This window comes from uncultured Alsobacter sp., assembly GCF_945952055.1.
Classification (GTDB): domain Bacteria; phylum Pseudomonadota; class Alphaproteobacteria; order Rhizobiales; family Beijerinckiaceae; genus Alsobacter.
Window position 1 is genome coordinate 1 of sequence record NZ_CAMFHB010000038.1, and the last position, 22626, is coordinate 22626.

The following is a 22626-nucleotide window of genomic DNA, read 5'->3' on the forward strand; positions in this document are numbered from 1 at the left end:
CGTCGTCAGTGAATCAGAACCGTCCCGCTCGTGCAAAGGTCTCCAGGATGAGGACGTTTGGAGAAGCCCGTCGATTCACAAGCTCCCAGGGGTGCCTCGGCTTTGGCACCAGTCCAAATCGGCCTGCCCCAAAGGACAAAGGGCGCGATGAGCCGCGGGGGTTGTCTCCGGCCGAGAAAAGGTTTATCGACACTCGTCCCTCCTCATCACCGGTCGGCCCGCCCAGCGAGTGCTTCGCTATATCGAAGCCACATCAGGCCAGCCCGGTTCGTGGAACCGGCGTGACCGGGGCCACGTTCCTCGTTCCCACGCTTCTCCGTGCCGCCCCCGGCGGGCCCGCGGCACCTTCCAGGATCTCCTCATGCGGGAAATCAAGCTCCAGGATCTCAAGGCGAAGTCGCCGACCGAGATGCTGTCCTTCGCCGAAGAGCTGCAGGTCGAGAACGCCAGCACCATGCGCAAGCAGGAGCTGATGTTCGCCATCCTCAAGCAGCTTGCGTCCAACGAGGTCGAGATCATCGGCGAAGGCGTCGTCGAGGTGCTCCCCGACGGGTTCGGCTTCCTGCGCTCGCCGGATTCCAACTATCTCGCCGGGCCGGACGACATCTACGTGTCGCCCTCGCAGATCCGACGCTTCGGCCTGCGCACCGGCGACACGGTCGAGGGTCAGATCCGCAGCCCCAAGGAAGGCGAACGCTACTTCGCGCTCCTCAAGGTCAACACGATCAATTTCGAGGACCCGGAGAAGGCCCGCCACAAGGTCAACTTCGACAACCTGACGCCGCTCTATCCCAACAGCCGACTGAAGCTCGAGCTCGAGGATCCGACGCGCAAGGACTTCTCGGCCCGCGTCATCGACATCGTGTCGCCGATCGGCAAGGGCCAGCGCGCCCTGATCGTGGCGCCCCCGCGCACCGGCAAGACCGTCCTGCTCCAGAACGTGGCGCAGTCGATCACGACCAATCATCCCGAGTGCTATCTGATCGTGCTGCTCATCGACGAGCGGCCGGAGGAAGTCACCGACATGCAGCGCTCCGTCCGGGGCGAGGTCGTGTCGTCGACCTTCGACGAGCCGGCGTCGCGCCACGTGCAGGTGGCGGAGATGGTCATCGAGAAGGCCAAGCGCCTCGTGGAGCATGGCCGCGACGTGGTCATCCTGCTCGACTCGATCACCCGCCTGGGCCGCGCCTACAACACCGTGGTCCCCTCCTCCGGCAAGGTGCTCACCGGCGGCGTCGACGCCAACGCCCTGCAGCGTCCGAAGCGATTCTTCGGCGCCGCGCGCAACATCGAGGAAGGTGGCTCGCTGACGATCATCGCGACCGCCCTCATAGATACCGGCAGCCGCATGGACGAAGTGATCTTCGAAGAGTTCAAGGGCACCGGTAACTCGGAAATCATTCTCGACCGCAAGGTCTCCGACAAGCGCGTGTTCCCGTCGCTCGACATCACCCGCTCCGGCACCCGCAAGGAAGAGCTCCTGGTGCCGCCGGACGTGCTGAAGAAGATGTACGTGCTGCGCCGCATCCTCAATCCCATGGGCACGGTCGACGCGATCGAGTTTCTGCTGGACAAGCTGCGCCAGACGAAGACGAACGGCGACTTCTTCGACTCCATGAACACCTGACCCGATGCGCCCGATTCGGATCCGCAACGATCGGGCGCATCCCTGAACGAGAGAGGTCGGGCCCGTGAGCGCGGACACGATCTTCGCCTTGTCGAGCGGGGCCGGCCGCGCAGCGGTCGGCGTGATCCGCATCAGTGGACCACTGGCTCGATTCGGACTCGAAACTCTCGCCGGCTCCATTCCTCCGCCCCGACGCGCCACCCTCCGCACTCTGACGGCGGATGGTGAGCCTATCGACCAGGCCCTCGTTCTCTGGTTCCCCGGTCCTGCCAGCTTCACGGGCGAGGACATGGCCGAGCTCCAGGGCCACGGCGGGCGCGCGGTGACGGCTGCGGTCGTCCGTGCTCTGGTCCGATTGGGCATGCGCCCCGCGCAGCCGGGCGAGTTCACGCGCCGCGCTCTCGCGAACGGCAAGATGTCGCTCCCTGAAGTCGAGGGTCTCGCCGATCTGCTGGAGGCCGAGACCGCAGCGCAGCACCGCCAGGCTGTGATGCAGGCTGGAGGTGCCCTCACCCGGACGACGGGCCTCTGGCGAAAAGCTCTCATCGATGCGATGGCGCTCGTGGAGGCGCATCTCGACTTCGCCGACGAAGGTGACGTCGTCGAGGACGGTGCGATCGCGGCGATCGGAACTGCGATCGAGACTGTCCGCGATCAGCTGCATCAGGCACTGGCCTCCGCCAGCCGAGGCGAGCGGGTGCGAGACGGCCTGACGGTGGTTCTGTCCGGTCCTGTCAACGCCGGCAAGAGCTCCCTATTGAACGCCCTCGCCGGCCGTGACGTGGCGATCGTGACCGACATTCCCGGAACTACCCGTGACGCCATCGAGGTCGACCTCGATCTCGATGGAGTGCGCGTGACCGTGGTGGATACGGCGGGGCTTCGGGACACGTCGGACCCCGTCGAGGCCGAGGGCATCCGGCGGGCGCGCGCCAGAGCCGAAAGCGCCGACCTGGTGCTGCGGCTGGTCCCTCCCGAGAGTGCGGCGGACATGGGCACGGTTCCGGCCGAGTGGCATGTCTTGACCAAGCTCGATTCGGATCCGGATCGGGTGGTGCCGCCCGGCGGCTTCGGCATCTCCGTTCGTTCCGGCCAGGGGATGGCTCGGTTGGTCGCTGCCCTGAGCTCCTGGGCTACGGAAGAGTCCGCGGGAGAGCCCGCCCTGGTCACACGCGCGCGCCACCGCGCCTGCATCGAACGGGCGATCGACGATCTGGGGCGTGGGCTTGGTGGTCTGAAGGCCGATCGGCTCGAGCTCGTGGCAGAGGACCTTCGGCTGGCCGTTCGGTCTCTCGACGAGCTCGTTGGACGCGTCGACGTGGATCATGTCCTCGACGCCCTCTTCGCTGGCTTCTGCATCGGAAAGTAGCGTTTCACGTGAAACGCTCGATTCGGACGCGAACCGGCCGGTGACCACCCTCACCTCTCACTGAAAGCGGGCTTTGACGCCCGTTCCGGCGTCGTCTATCTCCACCCGTGGAGTGTCATCATGACTGGTTTCGACGTAATCGTGATTGGCGGCGGCCACGCGGGCACCGAGGCGGCGGCCGCGGCCGCGCGCATGGGGGCGCGGACGGCGCTCGTCACCCATCGCTGGGCGACCGTGGGCGAGATGTCCTGCAACCCCGCCATTGGCGGCCTCGGCAAGGGGCATTTGGTTCGCGAGATCGACGCGCTCGACGGCATCATGGCGCGCGCGGCCGATCGGGGTGGGATTCAGTTCCGGCTGTTGAACCGCCGCAAGGGCCCCGCGGTGAGGGGGCCGCGTGCTCAGGCAGACCGCGCCCTTTACCGATCAGCCGTTCAGGAGCTCCTTCTCGAGACGGCCAATCTGCAGGTGCTCGAGGGCGAAGCCCACGATCTCGTCGTCGATGCTGGCCAGGTCACGGGCCTTGTCCTAACTGATGGCCGCCAGCTGAGGTGTCGCTCCGTCGTCGTTACGACGGGCACGTTCCTCAACGGACTCATCCACATCGGCGAAAAGAAGATCCCCGCAGGGCGGGTCGGGGAGGCCCCGTCGCGCGGGCTCTCGGCGCGTTTTGCCGCGTTCGGGCTTCCGCTTGGCCGGCTGAAGACCGGCACGCCACCGCGGCTGGATGGGACGACCATCGCCTGGGACCGTCTCGAGATGCAGCAGGGCGACGACCAGCCGGAGCCCTTCTCCGCGCTCACCGATCGAATCGCCATCGAACAGATCGCCTGCGGCATCACGCGAACGACGGAAGAAGGGCATGCCCTCATCCGCGCGAACCTCCACCGGGCGCCCATGTACTCGGGCGACATCACGGGAAGGGGGCCTCGTTATTGCCCTTCGATCGAGGACAAGGTCGTTCGATTCGCCGACAGAACGAGTCACCAGATCTTTTTGGAGCCGGAGGGTCGGGAGGACACGACAGTCTACCCGAACGGCATCTCGACCTCATTGCCTGAAGACGTCCAGCACGCCTTCCTGCGGACCATACCCGGCCTGGAGGAGACCCGTATCCTTCGCCCAGGCTACGCGATCGAGTACGACTTCATGGATCCGAGGGCTCTGGACCCGACACTGGCCGTCAAGGGCGTCCAAGGGCTCTTTCTGGCCGGCCAGATCAACGGGACCACGGGTTACGAGGAGGCCGCTGCCCAGGGGCTGCTCGCCGGCGTCAACGCGGCGAAGCTGGCCGGTGGCGGGCTGCCCGTGACGGTGGACCGGAGCAAGGCCTATATCGGCGTGCTGGTCGACGACCTCGTGACGCGCGGCGTGAGCGAGCCCTATCGCATCTTCACGTCTCGCTCGGAATACCGACTGTCGCTGCGTTGTGACAACGCCGACGAGCGGTTGACCGAGTGGGGTCGGGAGATCGGCGTCGTCGGGTCGCTGCGCCATGATCGGTTCCGCCAGCGCCAGAGCCGGATCGAAGCTCTGACCGGTCGCCTCCAGGCCCTGTCGGTCACGCCGACTGAGGCGGGGCGCCATGGCCTTGTCCTGAACAGGGACGGGGTGCGGCGGACCGCGTTCGAGTTGCTGTCCTATCCCGATCAATCGCTGGCTTCGTTGTCCCGGCTCTGGCCCGAGCTTTCAGGCGTGGATGCGTGGTTGGCCGATCGCGTGGAAACGGATGCGCGTTATGCGGTCTACCTCGATCGGCAGGATGCCGACATCGCGGCGTTCAGGCGGGATGAGTCGTTGCTCCTGCCCGAAGCGCTCGTCTACCGCGGTCTCCCGGGTTTGTCGGCGGAGCTTGCGACCAAGCTGGACGCGATCAGGCCGCGCTCGCTCGGACAGGCAGGCCGAATCGAGGGCATGACGCCGGCGGCCCTGACGCTCTTGGCGGCTCACGCCAGGCGCGCGCACGCGAGTGCCGCGTGATGGCCGCCCAAGACCCTTCAGATCGGGAACGAGCCCTTCGGCTCGTTCCGGTTTCACGTGAAACAGCCGAGCTACTCGACCGGTATGTCGAACTGCTCACGCGCTGGCAGGTCGCCAAGAACCTGGTAGGGCCGGCAACCTTGCAGCACGCCTGGACACGGCACGTCGCGGACAGCGCGCAACTCGTGTCCCTGGCACCCGACGCGCGACGGTGGGTCGATCTCGGTTCCGGGGCGGGCTTTCCGGGTCTGGTCGTGGCCTGCCTCCAGCGCGACAAGCCCGGAATGATGGTGCACCTGGTCGAGAGCAACGGCCGGAAATGCGCGTTCTTGCGGGAGGCGATTCGGGCGTTGAAGCTCCCTGCGAAGGTGCATGACGGGCGGATCGAGGACGTCGTCGCGGGATGGTCCGGAGCCGTCGACGTCGTCAGCGCCCGGGCCCTTGCACCGCTCCCCGACCTCCTTCGCCTGAGCCGAAACCTGTTGACAACGGGGGCCGTCGGCATCTTTCCGAAGGGCCAAGATGTAGATCTCGAATTGACCGACGCCGCTAAATATTGGAAGATTCAAGCGTCAACGGTGGCCAGCAAGACCGATCCCAAGGCCAGGATCGTCGTCGTCGAAAGCGCTGAGCCACGGATCGTTTCGTAACCGATCAAATCAAGGCGGCGGACTCATGTCGGATTCCATGCGCGTCAGCCAGGCTGGCAGCACTCCTCGTGTGCTGGCTTTGGCGAACCAGAAGGGCGGGGTCGGCAAGACCACCACCGCCATCAATCTCGGGACGGCGCTGGCCGCGATCGGAGAGCGCGTCCTCATCGTGGATCTGGATCCGCAGGGCAATGCCTCGACCGGTCTCGGCATCGATCGCAAGAGCCGCCGCATCTCCACCTATGACGTCCTGGTGGGTGCGGAGACGCTCGGCTCGGCCGTTCTCGAAACCGCGGTGCCCCGCCTGAGCGTCGCGCCGTCGACCCTGGACCTGCTCGGGGTAGAGCTGGAAATCGCGTCCGAGAAGGACCGGGCCTACCGCCTGCGCAACGCGATCCGGCACCTGCATGCCGAGCGGATCGAACGCGGGCAGGAAAGCTTCAGCTACGTCCTGGTGGATTGCCCGCCGTCCCTCAACCTGCTGACCATCAACGCGATGAGCGCCGCCGACGCGGTGCTGGTGCCGCTGCAGTGCGAGTTCTTCGCGCTTGAAGGTCTCAGCCAGCTGCTCAAGACCGTGGAGCAGGTTCGCTCGGCGCTCAACCCGCGCCTCAGCATCCACGGCGTCGTGCTGACGATGTTCGATCCGCGCAACAACCTCTCGACCCAGGTGGTCAAGGACGTCCGGGATTTCATGGGCGAGAAGGTCTACGAGACGGTCATTCCCCGCAACGTCAGGGTGTCGGAGGCGCCGTCCTACGGCAAGCCGGTTCTTCTCTACGACCTCAAGTGCTCGGGAGCGCAGGCCTATCTGCGTCTCGCGTCCGAGATCATCCAGCGCGAACGCGCCCTTCAGGCGGCCTGACCATGGCTGGAGTTGCTTCAATGCGCATGCAGGAGACCATCATGGCCGAAGAACCTTCCCGTTCCCGTCTCGGCCGCGGCCTTGCGGCCCTCATCGGCGATGTCGGCGACGAGGTCTCCGCTGTCGAGCGCGCCCGCGGCCAGCGCAAGGTGCCCGTCGAGTTCCTCCGCCCCAACCCGCGCAATCCGCGCAGGAGCTTCGAAGAGGGCGACCTCGAGGATCTCGCGTCGTCCATCCGCGAAAAGGGCATCATCCAGCCCATCCTGGTGCGCACCCTTCCCGGGCTCGCCGACGTCTACGAGATCATTGCCGGTGAGCGCCGCTGGCGGGCCGCCCAGCGGGCGGGGCTGCACGACGTGCCGGTGATCCTGGTCGAGGCCAGCGATCGCGAAGCGCTCGAGCTCGCCATCATAGAGAACGTCCAGCGTGCCGACCTCAACCCCCTCGACGAGGCCCTGGGCTACGAGCGGTTGATCTCGGAGTTCAGCTACGCCCAGGCGGATCTCGGCAAGATCATCGGCAAGAGCCGGAGCCACGTCGCCAACACCCTGCGGCTCTTGAAGCTTCCGGATTCGGTCAAGGATTACGTCCAGAAGGGCGAACTCAGCGCCGGGCACGCACGCGCGCTGCTCTCGGTCTCCAATCCCGAGGAGGCCGCGCGGCGGGTCATCGAGAAGGGCCTGAACGTCCGCGACGTTGAGCGCATGGCGCAGGAAGAGGCGGCCGAGCCCGTGCCCGCCGCTCCCGCGAGCGCCTCGGTCAAGTCGTCCAAGGATCCGGACACCCGCGCTCTCGAAAAGGCGCTGGAAGACGTGCTCGGCATGGTGGTCGACATCCGCCACGGCGCCCGCGGTGGCGAGGTGCGGATCCGCTACAAGACGCTGGAGCAGCTCGACACGGTGTGCCGCCGGCTGAGGACCTGACGGTCCCGGCCAGCCCACCGTCTATCGCTTCGCGACGCGCGTGGCGATCATCAGGAGCGTACGGGCGAGGTGGGTCTCGCCCAGCGACGGCTGCCGTCTCGTCAGCACCTGCGCGTCGCGCAGGAGCGTGATGACGCCTTCCAGCGCGCTCGCCGACCACAAGGTGATCTGCCGCTGGAAGGACGCCTTGCGCTTGTAGAAGACGCGCGCCTGCAGCATGGCCGTGTCGGCCGGCGTGCCCCGGTCGATCGCGGCCCGCGTCTTGTGCAAGGCCATGGCGTGGCGCAGCGCGCTTCCCGCGACCATTCCCGCGTCGTCCCCTTCGGCGAACAGGCGCGTCACACCGGCGTCGAGCGCGGCGAGCTGTCCCGTGAAGGCGGCGTCGATGACCGAATCGGCGGCCAGCGCCGAGGCATCGGCCATGATGGCTTCGATGTCGGCCAAAGTGATCGTCTGGCCCGGCGTGGCGTAGAGCACGAGCTTCTCGATCTCGCGCCGGGTCAGCAGCCGGTCGGCGCCGACGAGCTCGAGGACGGCGTCGCGCGCCTCACGGGCCATGGCGACGCCGGCCTCGCGCAGCATGCCGTCCACGAGGGCGGCGAGATCCCGGCCTTCGTCGGCATAGCAGGGCAGGGCCATGCCGTTGCGCGAGCCTTCCACGGCGGTTCGCAGGGGGTTGCGGGCCTGCAGGTCGCCGGCCTCGACCACGACCGTGGCATCCTGCGAAGGGGTGGCGAGGAGCGGCTGCAGGGCCGGGACGAGGTTCTTGCTGCCGGCGCGAACCCACAGCGCGCGCTTGCCGCCGAACAGCCCGATGGTGTTGGCCTCGTCGGCGAGGCGAAGCGGATCGCCGGCGACCTCGTCGCCTTCCAGCCTGATCAGCTGGAAGCTGTCGGAGGGGTCCGAGACCGCGCGGTGTGCGAGGCCGCGGGCCCGTTCATGCACCAGACCGGTGTTGGGGCCGAACACCAGGAACACGGGGTAGCCCGTGCCACGCTGGAGAAACGCCTCGACCTCGTGGGCCTTGCACGCCGCCACGGCTCAGCTGCGGCGCGTGGCGAAATACGCGGCGAGCCGCGTCCGGATCTGGTCCGCGAGGGTCTTGGCGATCCGAATCTCGGCATCGCGGGCCGCGCGCACGGACGCGAAGCGCTGGGGCCCGCGATCGTAGCTCGCCGTCATGGTGGCGGTGCCGGCGTGGATGGGAGCATCGCCGGGGAGCGACTTCAGCGTGTAGGTTACCTTGACGTACAGCGTCGCCGCCGTGGCACGGCCGGTCGAGGTGTTGACGATGGCCGACTGGACCGTTTCGGTCGCCGACATCGTCAAGCGGTAGCGCGGCGAGGTGGTCTCGTTTCCGGACCCGTCGAGGGCATAGCGCACCTCCTGGACCAGGTAGTGGCCGAGGCGGTCCGGCAGGTCGTCGACGATGATGCCCGACATGTCGGCCACCACGTTGGAGCCGTCGGCCGCCGTTCCGTACAGGGGGCGCAGGCAGCCGCCCAGGACCAGGGGAAGCGTCGATGCCAGCGCGAGGGCCCGCAGCGCGCCGCGACGGGAGGTCTTGTGATCAGCCGACGACATTGACGATCCTCTGGGGCACCACCACGACCTTGCGAACGGGACGGCCCTCGAGGGCGCGCTGCACGGGCTCGAGAGCCAGGGCCGCGGCCTCGACCACGTCGTTGCTCGCATCGCGCGCAATGGTCAGTTCCGCGCGCTTCTTGCCGTTGACCTGCACCGGCATGAGGACCGTGTCCTCGACCACGAGGGCCCTGTCCGGCTCCTGCCACCGGGTGTCGGCGACAAGCGTGTCATGGCCCAAGGCCTGCCAGCACTCCTCGGCCAGATGCGGCATCATCGGCGAGACGAGCGCGATCAGGATGTCGGCAGCCTCGCGGAAGGCCCAGGCGACGTCGGCGGGCCTGGTTTCGGTGGTCACCGCGCCGATGGCCGCCGACAGCGCGTTCGACAGCTCGTAGATGTGAGCGACGCAGCGGTTGAAGCGCAGCCGCTCGACGTCCTCCTCGACCCGGATCAGCGCCCGGTGGGCCGCCTTGCGGATAGCCAGCGCCTCCGGCCCGAAGGCGGCCGGAGCGGCCGTCCCCACGGGGGCCGCCAGGGTGGCCAGTTCGCCCGTGAGGCGCCACAGGCGCTGGACGAAGCGGGCGGCGCCCTGCACGCCCTCCTCGGTCCAGATGACGTCGCGTTCGGGGGGCGAGTCGGAGAGCATGAACCAGCGGGCCGTGTCGGCGCCGTAGGTCCCGATGATGTCGTCGGGGTCCACCGTGTTCTTCTTGGACTTCGACATCTTCTCGATGGGGCCGATCTCGACCGTCCCGCCGTTCGACAGCAGGCTGGCCTTGCGCGCCGCGCCGTCGCTCTCGATCCGGACCTCGGCCGGCGACACCCACGCCCCGTCAGGGCCCTTGTAGGTCTCGTGGACCACCATGCCCTGCGTGAACAGGCCCGCGAAGGGCTCGTCGACGCCGGCATGGCCCGTCTTGCGCATCGCCCGGGTGAAGAAGCGCGAATAGAGCAGGTGCAGGATCGCGTGCTCGATGCCGCCGATGTACTGGTCCACCGGCAGCCAGCCGTCGACGGCGCCGCGGTCCGTCGGGCTCGTCTCGATCCACGGATCGGTGAAGCGCGCGAAGTACCACGACGAATCCACGAAGGTGTCCATCGTGTCCGTCTCGCGACGCGCCTTGGCGCCGCATTGCGGGCAGGCGACGTGCTTCCACGTGGGATGGCGATCGAGCGGATTGCCGGGAACGTCGAAGGTGACGTCGTCCGGCAGCTTCACCGGCAGGTCCGCCAGCGGCACGGGGAGGGCGCCGCACGCGTCGCAGTGGATGATCGGGATCGGGCAGCCCCAGTAGCGCTGTCGCGAGATGCCCCAGTCCCGCAGGCGGAAGTTGACCTTGCGGCGCCCCACGGGAGCGTTGCCACGGGTCTCGGCCTCCAGCCGCCGCGCGACCTCGTCCTTCGCCTGGGCGGTGGTCATGCCGTCCAGGAATCGGGAATTCACCAGCAGGCCGTCCTCGACATAGGGCTTGTCGGTGACGACGAAGCCCGCAGGATCCACCCCGGCGGGACAGACCACCACCGTGTTCCCCAGGCCATAGGCGTTGGCGAATTCCAGGTCGCGCTCGTCGTGGGCCGGGCAGCCGAAGATGGCGCCGGTGCCGTACTCCATCAGCACGAAATTGGCGACGTAGACCGGCAGGGTCCACGAGGGATCGAAGGGGTGGACGGCGCGAATGCCGGTGTCGTACCCCTTCTTCTCGGCCTTCTCGATCAGTTCCGCCGCGGTCCCGGTGCGCTTGCACTCGGCGATGAAGTCGGCGAGCGCCTGGTCACGCGCGCCGGCGGCCCGCGCCAGCGGATGGTCGGCGGCGATGGCGATGAACTTCGCGCCGAACAGCGTGTCGGGTCGCGTCGTGTAGATCTCGACCTCGGTCTCGCCGGACGGCGTCGTCGCGGCGTCGAGCGCGAACCGCACCGACAGGCCTTCCGACCGGCCGATCCAGTTCTTCTGCATGACCCGCACCTTCTCGGGCCAGCGTTCCAGCCCATCCAGCGCGTCGTTCAGGTCCTGCGCGTAGTCGGTGATCTTGAAGAACCACTGGGTTAGCTCGCGCTGTTCCACCAGCGCGCCGGAGCGCCAGCCGCGGCCGTCGATCACCTGCTCGTTGGCCAGCACCGTCTGGTCGACGGGATCCCAGTTGACCTTCGCCGTCTTGCGATCGACCAGCCCCGCGGACAGGAAGTCCAGGAACATGCGCTGCTGGTGGCGGTAGTAGGAGGGATCGCAGGTCGCGACCTCCCGGTGCCAGTCCAGCGACAGGCCCATGCTCTTGAGCTGGCCGCGCATGGTGGCGATGTTGGCGTAGGTCCACTGGGCCGGATGGACCTTGTTCGCCATGGCCGCGTTCTCGGCCGGCATGCCGAAGGCGTCCCAGCCCATCGGGTGCAGGACGTTGAAGCCGCGGGCCCGCTTGTAGCGTGCCACCACGTCGCCCATGGCGTAGTTGCGCACGTGCCCCATGTGGATGCGCCCCGAGGGATAGGGGAACATCTCGAGCACGTAGTATTTCGGGCGGGGGTCGTCGTTGCGTGTGCGGAACAGCTCACGCTCGTCCCAGATAGTCTGCCACTTGGGCTCCGCCTCGCGGGCGTTGTAGCGCTCGGATGTCATCGCAAAGAGAGGCTCGGGTATCGAAAAAGGGGCTCGGCTCGTCGGTCACAGGACTGCGCGGACACGCAATCGCGTTCGCGCCGAGGGTGCGGCGCGCTCGGCCGGACTAGGACACGAATGCCTGCGCCGGTCAACGGCGCCCCGCCGCCTGACATGTCGGGATGACAGCGGACGCCCCGTTGGCTATCCACGCGGACGCCCATCCCGTGGAGATCTCCGTCCATGACCGCCGCCTCCGTCGAACGCCTCGCGCAGGTGCAGGACTCCATCCGTCGGGCGGCCGAGGACGCCGGTCGAAAGCCTGATGCCGTCGCGCTCGTGGCCGTGTCCAAGACCTTCGGCGCGGACGACATCCGGCCGGTCCTGGACGCTGGTCAGCGCATCTTCGGGGAGAACCGCGTCCAGGAAGCCGCCGGCAAGTGGCCCGGCCTGCGTGCCGACTTCCCCGGCATCGAGCTGCATCTGATCGGGCCGCTGCAGACCAACAAGGTGCGCGAGGCCTGCGCACTGTTCGACGTCATCGAAACGGTCGACCGCGAAAGCCTCGCGGTGGCGTTGGCCCAGGAGCGCGGGAAGCGCGGCAAGCTTCCCCGGTTGCTCGTCCAGATCAACACGGGAGAGGAAGAGCAGAAGGCCGGTGTCGCCCCCGCGGACGCCGATGCCTTCCTGGCGGCCTGCAGGAAGCGTTGGGAGCTGCCGGTCGAGGGGCTGATGTGCATTCCGCCGGTGGACGAGCCGCCGTCGCCGCATTTCGCCTTGCTGGCCACGATCGCGCGGCGCAATGGGCTGTCCGTCCTCTCGATGGGCATGAGCGCGGACTTCGAGGCGGCCGTCCAGCTCGGCGCGACGCATGTGCGTGTGGGCAGCGCGATCTTCGGCCATCGCGGCTGACGCAGGCGTTTTCGCGCGAACCGGTGCCGCCCTGCGCCGTTGATCCTCCCCCATGAGGTCAACGCAGGAGGCATGCCGTGACGGTGCGCAACCACAACAACCGATCCGAGAAGCAGAAGGGCCATCAGCCCCTCGACATGACGGGCCAGGAGAACCCTGCCAGTCAGGGCCACCAGGGCCGCGAGCGTGGCGGAACACAGGACCGCAGCGGCACGGACGAGCGGCATGACGGCCGCGGACGCCAGAATGGCGGCGGCGACGGGGCGGGCGGCGCTCCGAAGGTCCAGGGCCAGGGCGGCCACCACGGGCACCAGAACCGCGGCCATGGCGGCCACAGCTGAGGAGGCGACGATGACCGGCGGAAAGGACAGCGATCTCCACAAGGCGGCCGAGAAGGCCCTGCGCATGAAGAAGGATGCCGGGCCCGAGGCCTCGACACCCCCGCATCGCTCAGCCAAGCAGGGCGGCGTCAGGGGACCCCAGGTGGGCATGACGGACACGGCGGTCGGCAGGGAGCCGACCCAGACCCCCAACCTCAAGCGCAGCCACAACCCGCGCACCGGCGACGCCTGAGGGCGACCGCAGCGCAGGTCCAGGATCAGCGCAGGGTCTCGTCGAACAAGGTCAGCAGGCGCTTCCAGTGGCGCTCCGCCCCGGCCTCGTCGTAGACGCCGTGGTCGGGCACGCACCAGCCGTGCAGCTTGCCGACATAGTTCTCGATCAGGTGGTCGACTTCCGCCTCGCGCAGAGCCAGCGCGAGGCGGGCCGACTGCTCGGGCGGGAAGCTGTTGTCGACGCCGGCCACCCCCACGTAGATCCGGCCCTTCATCTGGGGGGCCAGGAGGTGCGGGCTGTCGGGGGCGTCGCTGGCGAGGTTGCCGCCGTGCAGACTCGCGGCCGCGAAGACCTGGTCCGGGTAGGCTCCGGCCGCCGTGAGGGCCCGGGCCCCGCCCATGCAGTAGCCCACCGCTCCGACGCGGCCGCCGGCCTCGCCCGCCAGCACGTCCAGGAAGTAGGCCGTGTCGCGGCGCGTCATTTCCTGCGGGGTGGCCGCCATGATTCCGCGTAGCGCGTTGCGGGTGTCTTCCTGGGTGAAGGCCGTCTTGGCGTCGAACGGTCCGTAGGCGCCCTGCCGGTAGAACAGGTCCGGCACGAGCACGACATATCCTTCGCCGGCCAGCCGTTCCGCCATGACGTCGAGCCCCGGCCGGGGTCCGAACGCGTCCATGTAGAGGATGACGCCGGGTTTCGGTCCCTTGCCGGGACCCGTCGAGAACAGCCCCACCGGGCAACGTCCATCGGCGGCGGTGATGGTCATCGTGCGCTTCATGAGATCCTCCGTCTTCGAGGAGCCTAGCCCCGCCGAAGACCGCCCGTCATCACCGTTGTGGGAACACCCCGGGCGCCCGTCGCGGCCGTCCCTGCGGACCGATTGGAACGGCGAGTCGAATCCCGAAAACGAAAAAGCCGCCTCGCGGCGGCCTTTCGATACCCTCTGGGGAAGGAGGGAAATTGGAGCGGGCGAAGGGATTCGAACCCTCGACCCCAACCTTGGCAAGGTTGTGCTCTACCCCTGAGCTACACCCGCATCCGACCGGCGTTGCCGCCGACGGGGCGGTATATGCCGCAAGTCCGGACGGGATGCAACAGCGATCTGTCGGCTTCTCGATGGGGCGGCTCGTCGTGGTTGCGGAGACGTTTGTGTGCACTACAGTCGGGAGGCCAGCATTCGCGACGCATGGGAGTGCGCATGGACCAGGCTCGACAGCGGCGGCTCGATGCGTTCCGCGCCGTGCTGGAAGACGCCCATGCGGTGCTCGCGTTGCCTTTCGGCTTCCGCCTGTGGGACGGAACCACCGTGCCGGCCGGCGGTTCGCCCGGCGACCTGCGCATGGTTCTCCGCGACGAGGGTGTCGTGGCCGGGCTCCTGCGCAAGCCGAGCCTCGACACGCTCATCAACGCCCATGTGGCGGGCCGAATCGACCTGGAGAACGGCACGTTGTTCGACCTGGCGGCGGCTCGCCCCGCCGGCAAGATCGGCCGGCTGCTGCGCCGGCTGAAATTCGGACGCCTCGCCAAGGCCGCCGTCCTGTTCCTGCGGGCCCCCGCCGACGCGCCCCAGCCGCTGGACGGCATCCGCGAGCAGGCCGATGCCCGCTCCGGCGACGCCGCCGTCAACAAGCGCAACATCGCCCATCACTACGACGTCTCGAATGCCTTCTACCGGCTCTTTCTGGATGCGGAGATGGTCTACACCTGCGCCTGGTTCCAGCCCGACTGGCACGACGACCTCGACCGGGCCCAGCGCGACAAGCTCGACATGATCTGCCGGAAGCTCCGGCTGCAGCCCGGCGACCGCTTCCTCGACATCGGCTCGGGCTGGGGCGCGCTCGTCTGCCATGCCGCGCAGCACTACGGGGTGCATGCCCATGGCGTGACGCTGTCGGAGGAGCAGGCCAAGCTCGCCCGCGACAAGGCCGCGGCCCTGGGTCTTTCGGACCGGGTGACCATCGAGCTCAAGGACTATCGGGCGCTGGAAGGCAGCTTCGACAAGATCGCGTCGATCGGCATGTTCGAGCACGTCGGCATCGACAATCACCCGGCCTATTTCGCCACCATCCATCGTCTCCTGCGGCCGCGCGGGCTCTACCTGCATCATTGCATCGCGCGCCCGGCCAAGGGCAGCGACAAGGCGTTTCGGAAGATGCGGGCCGAGTACAAGGCGCTGACGCGCTACATCTTCCCCGGCGGCGAGCTCGACCATCTCGGCATGTCCGTCTCCAACCTCGAGCGCGCCCGCTTCGAAGTTCACGATGTCGAGGGGTGGCGCGAGCACTACCAGCGCACGACGCGCCTCTGGCGCGACAGGCTGGTGGCCCGCCGCCAGGAGGCCGAGGCCGAGGTCGGACCGGAGAAGACCCGGATGTGGCTGCTTTATCTGGCCGGCTGCTCCCTGGCCTTCGAGCGGGGCGCCGTCGGGATCTTCCAGACCGTCGCCTCGCGCAGGACGCGAGGACCAGCTGGGCTGCCCCCGACGCGGGCGGGCCTCTACGAAGGGCTTTGATAGCCTGCCGCATTGCCGCCGTGCTCGCCCGACAGTAGAAGACAGCCATGCTGCGCTATGCAAACCCCACCGTGTTCCTGCGCCTGGCCGGGAAAGCCATTCCGGTGCTCTGGGCCCTGGCTCTCCTCGCGGGAGCGGCCGGCCTTTGGCTCGTGTTCTTCGTCGCGCCCGCCGACTACCAGCAGGGTGACTCGGTGAAGATCATGTACATCCACGTTCCGTCGGCGTGGCTGGCCATGGCCTGCTACAGCGTGATGGCCCTGTCGGCGCTCGGCACCCTGGTCTGGCGCCACCCGCTGGCGGACGTGTCGGCCAAGGCCGCGGCCCCGCTCGGCGCCGCGTTCACGGCCTTGTGCCTCGTCACCGGCTCGCTGTGGGGCAAGCCCATGTGGGGCACCTGGTGGGTCTGGGACGCGCGCCTGACCTCCGTGCTCGTGCTGTTCCTGATGTATTGCGGCGTCATCGCGCTCTGGAACGCCATCGAGGATCCGGTGCGGGCCGGCCGGTCGGTCGCCATCCTGACGCTCGTCGGCTTCGTCAACATCCCCATCGTGAAGTTCTCGGTCGACTGGTGGAACACGCTGCACCAGCCCGCCAGCGTGCTGCGCATGGGCGGGCCGACCATCGACAGCTCGATGCTCTATCCCCTCCTCATCATGGCCGTGTCGTTCACGGCCCTGTTCTTCGCCCTGCACCTGGCGGGAATGCGCAACGAGATCCTGCGCCGCCGGGTGCGCACCCTGGGCCTCCTGGCCGCGCAGGGTGACGGCGGCGTCGAAGCCGGACTGGAGACGGCCCGCTGATGACCCATGCCGGCTACATCATCGCGGCCTACGCTGCGGCCGTGCTCGTGATCGGAGCGCTCGTCGTGCGCACCCTGCTCGATCATCGCAGCCTCAAGGCGACCCTGGCGCAGCTCGAGAGCCGCGGCGTGCGTCGCCGGTCGGAGCGCGACGCGTGACCGACAATCCCGCCTCGGGTGCCGCAGCCGCGCCCTCCCGCCGCTGGCTCCTCGCCATCCCGCTGCTGGCCTTCGCGGCGCTGGCGCTCCTGTTCTTCTTCCGGCTGCAGTCGGGCGATCCCTCCAAGCTGCCGTCGGCCCTGATCGGCCGGCCGGTGCCGGCCTTCACGCTCCCGCCGGTGGCCGGGCTGCAGCGAGACGGGGCCGCGATGCCCGGTCTCGACAGCGCGTCGCTGAAGGGCCAGGTCACGGTCGTGAACGTGTGGGCGTCCTGGTGCGCGCCCTGCCGCGAGGAGCATCCCGTCCTCATGCAGCTCGCGCGCATGCAGGGCGTGCGGCTGGTCGGGATCAACTACAAGGACCAGGCCGAGAACGCCCGCCGTTTCCTGGGGGCGCTCGGCAACCCGTTCAGCGCCGTCGGAGCCGATACCGCGGGCCGTGCCGCGATCGACTGGGGCGTCTACGGCGTTCCCGAGAGCTTCATCGTCGATGCCAACGGCGCGATTGCCTACAAGCACGTCGGCCCGTTGACGGAGCAGGCGCTGGCGGGACCCTTCCGCCAGGCGCTGCTCAAGGCCGGGGCCGAGCTGAAGCCCTGAGGCCGGTCAGGCCTGGCCGCCGTCCTCGCTCTTGGCCTCGTGCCGCAGGATCAGCGGCGTCTGGGCCAGCGCGAAGGCCATGGTCAGCGGCATGATGCCGAACACCTTGAAGTTGACCCAGGTGTCGGTCGTCTGCGTGCGCCACACGACCTCGTTGATCGCCGCCAGCACGAAGAAGAACACGCCCCAGCGAAAGCTCAGCTTGCGCCAGCCCTCGTCCGTCAGCTGGAACACGGTGTCCAGCACGAGCGGCAGCAGCGGCCGCCCGAACGCCAGGCCGCCGAGGAGCACCGCGCCGAACAGGCTGTTCACGATGGTGGGCTTCAGCTTGATGAACAGGTCGTCGTGCAGCCAGATCGTCAGTCCGCCGAACACCAGCACGACCACGGCGGAGACCATGGGCATCACCGGCAGGTGGCGGGTGAGGACGTAGGACACCACCAGGGAGATCAGCACCGCGCCCATGAAGAGGCCGGTCGCTGCGTAGATGCCCGCCTTCTGGTTGGCCAGGAAGAAGACGACGAGCGGGCCGAGCTCCAGCACGAGCTTCAGGATCGGGTTCAGGGAGCGCATCGCACGTCCCTCGAGGAGCCCGGTGTCGCCCTTGCCTGGTTCAGCCATGCCGCATCCGTCCTTCCGCCGCGCCACCCCCGGCCTTGCCGGAGCGCCAACGGCCGTTATGGTGCGAACTTATTAGCAGAGCAGTCCCCCGCGGCGCCATCCCGGGTGCCGGGTCCTGCCGTTCGAGGCTCGCATGTCGTCCTACGTCATCTCCGTCGATCCCCGCCCCGCCCTGCCGGTGGTGGGCACCGACAAGCTCTTTCCGGTTCGCCGGGTCTATTGCATCGGCCGCAACTATGCCGCCCATGCCCGCGAGATGGGCGGAGACCCGACCCGCGAGCCGCCGTTCTTCTTCGCCAAGGCGGCCGACGCCCTGCAGCCCGTGCCCGACGGCGTCGCCGCGGTGCATCCCTACCCGCCGCAGACCTCCAGCTATCACCACGAGATCGAGATGGTGGTGGCGCTCGGCTCGGGCGGGCGGGACATCCCGGTCGAGAAGGCGCTCGACCACGTGTTCGGCTATGCGGTCGGCCTCGACATGACCCGCCGTGACCGGCAGGACGAGGCCAAGAAGCTGGCCCGCCCCTGGGAGGTGGCCAAGAGCGCCGATTTCTCCGGGCCCGTGGGGCCCATCCATCCGGCCTCTAAGGTCGGCCACCCCGCCAAGGGCAAGATCGAGCTCCTCATCGACGGGCAGGTGAAGCAGACCTCCGACCTTTCGGCCATGATCTGGTCGGTGGCCGAGCAGATCGCGATCCTGTCCACCTACTTCGAGCTCAAGGCCGGCGACGTGATCTTCTCGGGAACGCCGGAAGGCGTCGGCGCGGTGAGCCGCGGCCAGACCATGACCGGCTCGGTCGAGGGCCTGGGCAGCATCGTCCTCAAGGTGGAGTGAGCGATCGGGATCAGTCGATCCCGGCAATCGCCTTGGCGAAGTCGGCGGCCTCGAAGGGTTCGAGGTCGTCGATGCCCTCGCCCACCCCGATGAAGTGCACCGGCAGGCCGAAGCGCGCCGCCAGCGCCACCAGGATGCCGCCGCGCGCGGTTCCGTCGAGCTTGGTCATCACGAGCCCGGTCACGCCCGCGACCTTTCCGAAGATCTCCACCTGCGAAATGGCGTTCTGGCCGACGGTCGCGTCGAGCACGAGCAGCACCGCGTGGGGAGCCTGCGCATCGACCTTGCGGATCACGCGCACGACCTTCTCGAGCTCGGCCATCAGCTCGGTCCGGTTCTGAAGCCGGCCGGCGGTGTCGATGAGGAGCACGTCGGTCCCGGCTTCGCGCGCCTGCGTCAGCGCATCGAAGGCCAGGCCCGCCGCATCGGCGCCCTGGGGACGGGCCACGACGGGACAGCCGTTGCGTTCGCCCCAGACCTTGAGCTGCTCGATCGCCGCGGCGCGGAAGGTGTCGCCGGCCGCCAGCATCACCGAGCGTCCCTCGCTGCGGAACTTGGAGGTGAGCTTGCCGATCGTGGTCGTCTTGCCCGAGCCGTTGACGCCCACCATCAGGATGACGAAGGGCTTCGTCCGGTCGTCGACGACGAGGGGCCGCGCGACCGGTGCCAGGGTGCGCTCGACCTCGGCGGCGAGGATCGCCTTCACCTCTTCCGGCGCGATGTCCTTGCCGTAGCGGCCCTTGCCGACGGCCTCGACGATCCTGCCTGCCACGTCCACGCCGAGGTCGGCCTGGACGAGGATGTCCTCGAGACCCTCGAGCGTGTCCTCGTCGAGCTTGCGCTTGGTGAAGAGGTCCGTGATGCCGGTGCCGATGGCGCCCGACGAGCGGGACAGCCCCTGCTTCAGCCGCTGCCACCAGGACAGGCGCGGCTCGGCCGCCGGGCTCGCCGGCTGCGGGGCGGGAGCCTCGCGTCCGAACAGGCGCGACAGAAGGCCGGCTTTCTTCGGGGCGTCGTCGCCGTTGGTGTCGCTCATGGATCCTTCACCGTTGCAGCCCTCGCTTACCGGTTTCCCGGCCGGACCGGAAGCGGTTTGCGCCGGGCCCCAAATCCTCTAAGCGTCGGCCATGACCACCGTTCCCGCTCCCTCGCCCGCGCTCGATCTGCTCCCGCGCCTGCTCTACAGGGACGGGCTGATGCTCGTCATCGACAAGCCGGCGGGCGTTCCCGTGCACAAGGGCCCGAAGGCCGCCGCGGGCGAGATCAACCTCGAGCAGTTCTTCGACCAGCTGACCTTCGGCCTGCCGCGGCCTCCGGCGCTCGCCCACCGCCTCGACAAGGACACCTCCGGTTGCCTGGTGCTCGGTCGCCACCGCAAGGCGCTCGAGGCGCTGGGCAAGCTCTTCAAGCAGGGCAAGGTCGGCAAGACCTACTGGTCGGTCGTGGACGGTGGTCCCGCCGCCGACGAAGGCCTGATCGACCTGCCGCTCGGCCGGCTCGATCCCGGGCGTGGCTGGTGGATGAAGGTCGACGATGAGGGCCAGGCCTCCCAGACCCGTTGGCGCGTCATGGGCCGGGGCGTCGACCCGGACGCGGGCTCCCCGATCGCCTGGCTCGCGATGGAGCCGCTCACCGGCCGCACCCATCAGCTGCGGGTTCACTGCTCCGCCTCCGGCTGGCCGATCGTCGGCGACCCCGTCTACGGGTCCGGGCCGCGCTCGGGGGGGCCGGGGCTTCAGCTGCATGCCCGGGAGGTGGTGGTTCCGCTGTCCAAGAACAAGGATCCGATCCGGGTCGAGGCGCCCGTGCCGGTGCACATGACCGACAGGCTCAAGGCTTGCGGCTGGAGCGGTTGAGAGGCTCCACGTCTTTCGAAACGGGATCCGGTCAGGCCGCCAGCAGCATGCGCCCGTCGTGGCCGGCGATCGGCAGGTCCACGATCACGCCGGGCTCGAAGGGCGCATTGAGCCGGACCGGCGTGAAACCCTCGGTGCGCCCCAGCGACTCCGTTTCCACCAGGACGCTGCGCCGCAATCCCACCTGCGCGGCGAGATGGCGCTCCAGCGCGGCCTCGCCGACCTCGCGCAGGCGCCTCGCGCGGTCCTTGATCACGTCGCGCGCCAGCTGCGGCATCTTCGCGGCCGGAGTGCCCGGTCGGGGCGAGAACGGGAAGACGTGGAGGTGGGTGAGCCCGCAGGCCTCCACGAGATCGAGCGAGCGCTCGAACATCGCTTCCGTCTCGGTGGGGAAGCCGGCGATGATGTCGGCCCCGAACACGACGTCCGGCCGACGCGCGCGCACCGAGGCGCAGAACCGGATGGCGTCGTCGCGCAGGTGACGCCGCTTCATGCGCTTGAGGATCAGGTCGTCGCCGGCCTGGAGCGACAGGTGAAGATGCGGCATCAGCCGCTCCTCGTCGGCCAGGGCCTCGAGCAGGTCGTCGTCCGCCTCGACGGAGTCGATCGAGGAGATCCGCAGGCGCCGCAGGGCCGGAACGTGCCTCAGGACGGCCTTGACCAGGGTGCCGAGCCTCGGCGTGCCGGGCAGGTCGGCGCCCCAGCTCGTGATGTCCACGCCGGTGAGGACGACTTCGGCATAACCGTTGTCCGCGAGGCGGGCCACCTGGTCGACCACCGCGCCCATCGGCACGGAGCGTGAATTGCCGCGGCCGTAGGGGATGATGCAGAAGGTGCAGCGATGGTCGCAGCCGTTCTGCACCTGCACGAAGGCCCGGGTACGGCCTTCGAAGCCGTCGAGCAGATGGGGCGCGGTCTCGCGCACGGCCATGATGTCGGCCACCTGCACGCGCTCGGTCGAAGCGGCCGGATCGGCCAGCGCCTGCCACGTGGCGGCGGCGGTCTTCTCGGCATTGCCGATGACGCGGTCGACCTCGGCCATCCCGGCGAAGCGCTCGGGCTCGACCTGCGCCGCGCAGCCGGTGACCACGATCCTGGCGTCGGGGCGCTCGCGCTTGAGGCGGCGGATGGCCTGGCGGGCCTGGCGGGTCGCCTCGGCCGTCACGGCGCAGGTGTTGACGATGACGAGACCCTCGTGCCCGGCCGCCGTGGCCTCGCGGCGCATGGCTTCGGATTCGACCGTGTTGAGCCGGCAGCCGAAGGTGAGGACCTCGACGCTCATTCAGGCGGCTCCCGCAAAGAGGTCGGCGCGGAACGTGCCCTGGTGCTCGAGCTCGACCGGGCCGGTCATCAGCACGTGGTCGTCCTCTTCGCGCCAATGGATGGTCAGGTCGCCTCCGGGCAGGGAGATCACCACCCGGCGTCCGGTCAGCCCCTTGCGGGCGGCGGCGACGGCGACGGCGCAGGCGGCCGATCCGCAGGCGCGCGTCAGCCCGGCGCCACGCTCCCACACCCGCAGCCGAATGGTTGTCGGCGACGTGACCTGTGCGAGCGAGATGTTGGCGCGCTCTGGGAAAATCGGATGGTTCTCGAGCAGCGGCCCGACCCGGGCGAGGTCATGGGCCTCGACGTCCGCGACCCAGAAGATCGCGTGCGGGTTGCCCATGTTCACCACGGATGGCGTGTGCAGGACCGGGGCGTCGATCGGCCCGACCTGCAGCTCGATGCCCGTCGTGTCCTCGAACGGCTCGGCCAGGGGGATTTCGTCCCAGCGCAGACGGGGCCTGCCCATGTCGACCGTGAACACCACGTCGCCGTCCCGCGTGGTCGGCAGCAGGCCCGCCTGCGTCTCCAGCACAAGGCTCCGGCGGTCGGTGCCCTGCAGCGCCGCCCAGGCGACGCAGCGGGTGCCGTTGCCGCAGGCCCCCGACAGCGAGCCATCGGTGTTGTAGATCCGCAGGAACGCGTCGGTCCCCGGCGTCACCGGGTCGTGGAGCACCATCAGCTGGTCGAAATGGGACTCGCGTGCCCGCGCGATAGCCCGTGCCTCGGCGGGGGTCACGGAAACGGTCGAGCCACGCAGGTCGAGGACGACGATCTCGTTGCCCGCGCCGTTCATCTTCAGATACGGGCGGCCGTTCAGCGCGCTCATGCTCGTCTCGTCTCCGGGTCCGCCGGTGCGCG

At 68.7% G+C, this 22626-nt stretch carries 22 protein-coding genes, 1 tRNA gene and 1 pseudogene; 15 read left to right on the top strand and 9 right to left on the bottom strand.

Annotated features, from left to right (window positions below):
- The first annotated feature begins 361 nt into the window (after positions 1-361).
- The 6 genes from rho (at position 362) to Q0Q47_RS22845 (ending at position 7414) form a co-directional block, all read left to right on the top strand.
- Positions 362-1627 (top strand): transcription termination factor Rho, encoded by a 1266-nt coding sequence (gene rho / locus Q0Q47_RS22820; protein WP_293865278.1) that lies wholly within the window; start codon positions 362-364, stop codon positions 1625-1627.
- 64 nt (positions 1628-1691) lie between these two features.
- Complete coding sequence (gene mnmE, locus Q0Q47_RS22825) at positions 1692-2996, top strand: tRNA uridine-5-carboxymethylaminomethyl(34) synthesis GTPase MnmE (protein WP_293865281.1); 1305 nt, start codon at positions 1692-1694, stop codon at positions 2994-2996.
- A gap of 120 nt (positions 2997-3116) precedes the next feature.
- Positions 3117-4976: a tRNA uridine-5-carboxymethylaminomethyl(34) synthesis enzyme MnmG gene (gene mnmG / locus Q0Q47_RS22830; RefSeq protein ID WP_293865284.1), complete on the top strand. Its 1860-nt coding sequence runs from the start codon at positions 3117-3119 to the stop codon at positions 4974-4976.
- Positions 4976-5626, top strand: a complete 651-nt coding sequence (gene rsmG / locus Q0Q47_RS22835) for a 16S rRNA (guanine(527)-N(7))-methyltransferase RsmG (RefSeq protein ID WP_293865287.1) — start codon at positions 4976-4978, stop codon at positions 5624-5626. The genes mnmG and rsmG overlap by 1 nt, the downstream gene beginning before the upstream one ends.
- Positions 5627-5651: 25 nt before the next feature.
- Entirely contained in the window at positions 5652-6491 is an 840-nt protein-coding gene (locus Q0Q47_RS22840; RefSeq protein WP_293865290.1) for a ParA family protein, read from the top strand.
- A gap of 41 nt (positions 6492-6532) precedes the next feature.
- Positions 6533-7414 (top strand): ParB/RepB/Spo0J family partition protein, encoded by an 882-nt coding sequence (locus tag Q0Q47_RS22845; protein ID WP_293865293.1) that lies wholly within the window; start codon positions 6533-6535, stop codon positions 7412-7414.
- Positions 7415-7435: 21 nt separating this feature from the next.
- Here Q0Q47_RS22845 and holA read toward each other — a convergent pair whose 3' ends face one another.
- The 3 genes from holA to leuS are packed head-to-tail and all read right to left on the bottom strand — an operon-like array spanning position 7436 to position 11615.
- Positions 7436-8452, bottom strand: a complete 1017-nt coding sequence (holA, locus tag Q0Q47_RS22850) for a DNA polymerase III subunit delta (protein WP_293865296.1) — start codon at positions 8450-8452, stop codon at positions 7436-7438.
- 3 nt (positions 8453-8455) lie between these two features.
- Positions 8456-8998: an LPS assembly lipoprotein LptE gene (lptE, locus tag Q0Q47_RS22855; RefSeq protein WP_293865299.1), complete on the bottom strand. Its 543-nt coding sequence runs from the start codon at positions 8996-8998 to the stop codon at positions 8456-8458.
- Positions 8985-11615, bottom strand: coding sequence for a leucine--tRNA ligase (leuS, locus tag Q0Q47_RS22860; RefSeq protein WP_293865302.1), 2631 nt, complete (start codon positions 11613-11615; stop codon positions 8985-8987). Before leuS ends, lptE begins: the two co-directional genes overlap by 14 nt.
- Positions 11616-11837: 222 nt before the next feature.
- Between leuS and Q0Q47_RS22865 the strand changes: the two genes are divergently transcribed.
- The 3 genes from Q0Q47_RS22865 (at position 11838) to Q0Q47_RS22875 (ending at position 13079) form a co-directional block, all read left to right on the top strand.
- Positions 11838-12506, top strand: coding sequence for a YggS family pyridoxal phosphate-dependent enzyme (locus tag Q0Q47_RS22865; RefSeq protein ID WP_293865304.1), 669 nt, complete (start codon positions 11838-11840; stop codon positions 12504-12506).
- Between the two features lie 77 nt (positions 12507-12583).
- Positions 12584-12847 carry a hypothetical protein gene (locus tag Q0Q47_RS22870; RefSeq protein WP_293865305.1) on the top strand — a complete coding sequence of 88 codons (264 nt, stop codon included), beginning with the start codon at positions 12584-12586 and terminating at the stop codon, positions 12845-12847.
- Between the two features lie 10 nt (positions 12848-12857).
- A complete protein-coding gene (locus Q0Q47_RS22875; RefSeq protein ID WP_293865307.1) occupies positions 12858-13079 on the top strand; it encodes a hypothetical protein in 222 nt (73 codons plus the stop codon).
- Between the two features lie 25 nt (positions 13080-13104).
- Here Q0Q47_RS22875 and Q0Q47_RS22880 read toward each other — a convergent pair whose 3' ends face one another.
- Positions 13105-13836 (bottom strand): dienelactone hydrolase family protein, encoded by a 732-nt coding sequence (locus Q0Q47_RS22880; protein ID WP_293865310.1) that lies wholly within the window; start codon positions 13834-13836, stop codon positions 13105-13107.
- A 183-nt stretch (positions 13837-14019) separates the two neighbouring features.
- Positions 14020-14094, bottom strand: a tRNA-Gly gene (locus Q0Q47_RS22885).
- A 162-nt stretch (positions 14095-14256) separates the two neighbouring features.
- Here Q0Q47_RS22885 and Q0Q47_RS22890 point away from each other — a divergent pair.
- Genes Q0Q47_RS22890 through Q0Q47_RS22905 form a run of 4 tightly spaced genes read left to right on the top strand, consistent with a single transcriptional unit; the run spans position 14257 to position 17130 of the window.
- Positions 14257-15570, top strand: a complete 1314-nt coding sequence (locus tag Q0Q47_RS22890) for a class I SAM-dependent methyltransferase (protein ID WP_293865313.1) — start codon at positions 14257-14259, stop codon at positions 15568-15570.
- A 47-nt stretch (positions 15571-15617) separates the two neighbouring features.
- Positions 15618-16373, top strand: coding sequence for a heme ABC transporter permease (locus Q0Q47_RS22895; RefSeq protein WP_293865316.1), 756 nt, complete (start codon positions 15618-15620; stop codon positions 16371-16373).
- A complete protein-coding gene (gene ccmD / locus Q0Q47_RS22900; protein WP_293865319.1) occupies positions 16373-16531 on the top strand; it encodes a heme exporter protein CcmD in 159 nt (52 codons plus the stop codon). The genes Q0Q47_RS22895 and ccmD overlap by 1 nt, the downstream gene beginning before the upstream one ends.
- Positions 16528-17130 carry a DsbE family thiol:disulfide interchange protein gene (locus Q0Q47_RS22905; protein WP_293865322.1) on the top strand — a complete coding sequence of 201 codons (603 nt, stop codon included), beginning with the start codon at positions 16528-16530 and terminating at the stop codon, positions 17128-17130. Before ccmD ends, Q0Q47_RS22905 begins: the two co-directional genes overlap by 4 nt.
- Positions 17131-17136: 6 nt before the next feature.
- Here the strand turns inward: Q0Q47_RS22905 and Q0Q47_RS22910 are convergent, their stop codons facing one another.
- Positions 17137-17751, bottom strand: a complete 615-nt coding sequence (locus tag Q0Q47_RS22910) for a septation protein A (RefSeq protein ID WP_293865324.1) — start codon at positions 17749-17751, stop codon at positions 17137-17139.
- Between the two features lie 133 nt (positions 17752-17884).
- On the opposite strand from Q0Q47_RS22910, the gene Q0Q47_RS22915 reads away from it, so the two are divergent.
- Positions 17885-18586 (top strand): fumarylacetoacetate hydrolase family protein, encoded by a 702-nt coding sequence (locus tag Q0Q47_RS22915; protein ID WP_293865326.1) that lies wholly within the window; start codon positions 17885-17887, stop codon positions 18584-18586.
- A gap of 10 nt (positions 18587-18596) precedes the next feature.
- On the opposite strand, the pseudogene ftsY reads toward Q0Q47_RS22915, so the two are convergent.
- Positions 18597-19553: pseudogene (ftsY, locus tag Q0Q47_RS22920) on the bottom strand (signal recognition particle-docking protein FtsY); the annotation flags it as partial.
- Positions 19554-19713: 160 nt separating this feature from the next.
- On the opposite strand from ftsY, the gene Q0Q47_RS22925 reads away from it, so the two are divergent.
- On the top strand, positions 19714-20442 hold the full coding sequence (locus Q0Q47_RS22925) for an RluA family pseudouridine synthase (RefSeq protein WP_293865331.1): 729 nt from the start codon (positions 19714-19716) through the stop codon (positions 20440-20442).
- 31 nt (positions 20443-20473) lie between these two features.
- Here Q0Q47_RS22925 and mtaB read toward each other — a convergent pair whose 3' ends face one another.
- Together mtaB and dapF are read right to left on the bottom strand one after the other, a co-directional pair.
- Positions 20474-21724 (bottom strand): tRNA (N(6)-L-threonylcarbamoyladenosine(37)-C(2))-methylthiotransferase MtaB, encoded by a 1251-nt coding sequence (gene mtaB / locus Q0Q47_RS22930; RefSeq protein WP_293865334.1) that lies wholly within the window; start codon positions 21722-21724, stop codon positions 20474-20476.
- Positions 21725-22594 carry a diaminopimelate epimerase gene (dapF, locus tag Q0Q47_RS22935; RefSeq protein WP_293865337.1) on the bottom strand — a complete coding sequence of 290 codons (870 nt, stop codon included), beginning with the start codon at positions 22592-22594 and terminating at the stop codon, positions 21725-21727.
- Between the last annotated feature and the right edge of the window lie 32 nt (positions 22595-22626).

Bases quoted from the DNA above. Each gene is read 5' to 3' on its own strand.
- rho (WP_293865278.1), top strand. From the start codon at position 362: ATGCGGGAAATCAAGCTCCAGGATCTCAAGGCGAAGTCGCCGACCGAG.
- mnmG (WP_293865284.1), top strand. From the start codon at position 3,117: ATGACTGGTTTCGACGTAATCGTGATTGGCGGCGGCCACGCGGGCACC.
- rsmG (WP_293865287.1), top strand. From the start codon at position 4,976: ATGGCCGCCCAAGACCCTTCAGATCGGGAACGAGCCCTTCGGCTCGTT.
- Q0Q47_RS22840 (WP_293865290.1), top strand. From the start codon at position 5,652: ATGTCGGATTCCATGCGCGTCAGCCAGGCTGGCAGCACTCCTCGTGTG.
- Q0Q47_RS22845 (WP_293865293.1), top strand. From the start codon at position 6,533: ATGGCCGAAGAACCTTCCCGTTCCCGTCTCGGCCGCGGCCTTGCGGCC.
- lptE (WP_293865299.1), bottom strand. From the start codon at position 8,998: ATGTCGTCGGCTGATCACAAGACCTCCCGTCGCGGCGCGCTGCGGGCC.
- leuS (WP_293865302.1), bottom strand. From the start codon at position 11,615: ATGACATCCGAGCGCTACAACGCCCGCGAGGCGGAGCCCAAGTGGCAG.
- Q0Q47_RS22865 (WP_293865304.1), top strand. From the start codon at position 11,838: ATGACCGCCGCCTCCGTCGAACGCCTCGCGCAGGTGCAGGACTCCATC.
- Q0Q47_RS22875 (WP_293865307.1), top strand. From the start codon at position 12,858: ATGACCGGCGGAAAGGACAGCGATCTCCACAAGGCGGCCGAGAAGGCC.
- Q0Q47_RS22880 (WP_293865310.1), bottom strand. From the start codon at position 13,836: ATGAAGCGCACGATGACCATCACCGCCGCCGATGGACGTTGCCCGGTG.
- Q0Q47_RS22890 (WP_293865313.1), top strand. From the start codon at position 14,257: ATGGACCAGGCTCGACAGCGGCGGCTCGATGCGTTCCGCGCCGTGCTG.
- Q0Q47_RS22895 (WP_293865316.1), top strand. From the start codon at position 15,618: ATGCTGCGCTATGCAAACCCCACCGTGTTCCTGCGCCTGGCCGGGAAA.
- ccmD (WP_293865319.1), top strand. From the start codon at position 16,373: ATGACCCATGCCGGCTACATCATCGCGGCCTACGCTGCGGCCGTGCTC.
- Q0Q47_RS22910 (WP_293865324.1), bottom strand. From the start codon at position 17,751: ATGGCTGAACCAGGCAAGGGCGACACCGGGCTCCTCGAGGGACGTGCG.
- Q0Q47_RS22915 (WP_293865326.1), top strand. From the start codon at position 17,885: ATGTCGTCCTACGTCATCTCCGTCGATCCCCGCCCCGCCCTGCCGGTG.
- Q0Q47_RS22925 (WP_293865331.1), top strand. From the start codon at position 19,714: ATGACCACCGTTCCCGCTCCCTCGCCCGCGCTCGATCTGCTCCCGCGC.
- mtaB (WP_293865334.1), bottom strand. From the start codon at position 21,724: ATGAGCGTCGAGGTCCTCACCTTCGGCTGCCGGCTCAACACGGTCGAA.
- dapF (WP_293865337.1), bottom strand. From the start codon at position 22,594: ATGAGCGCGCTGAACGGCCGCCCGTATCTGAAGATGAACGGCGCGGGC.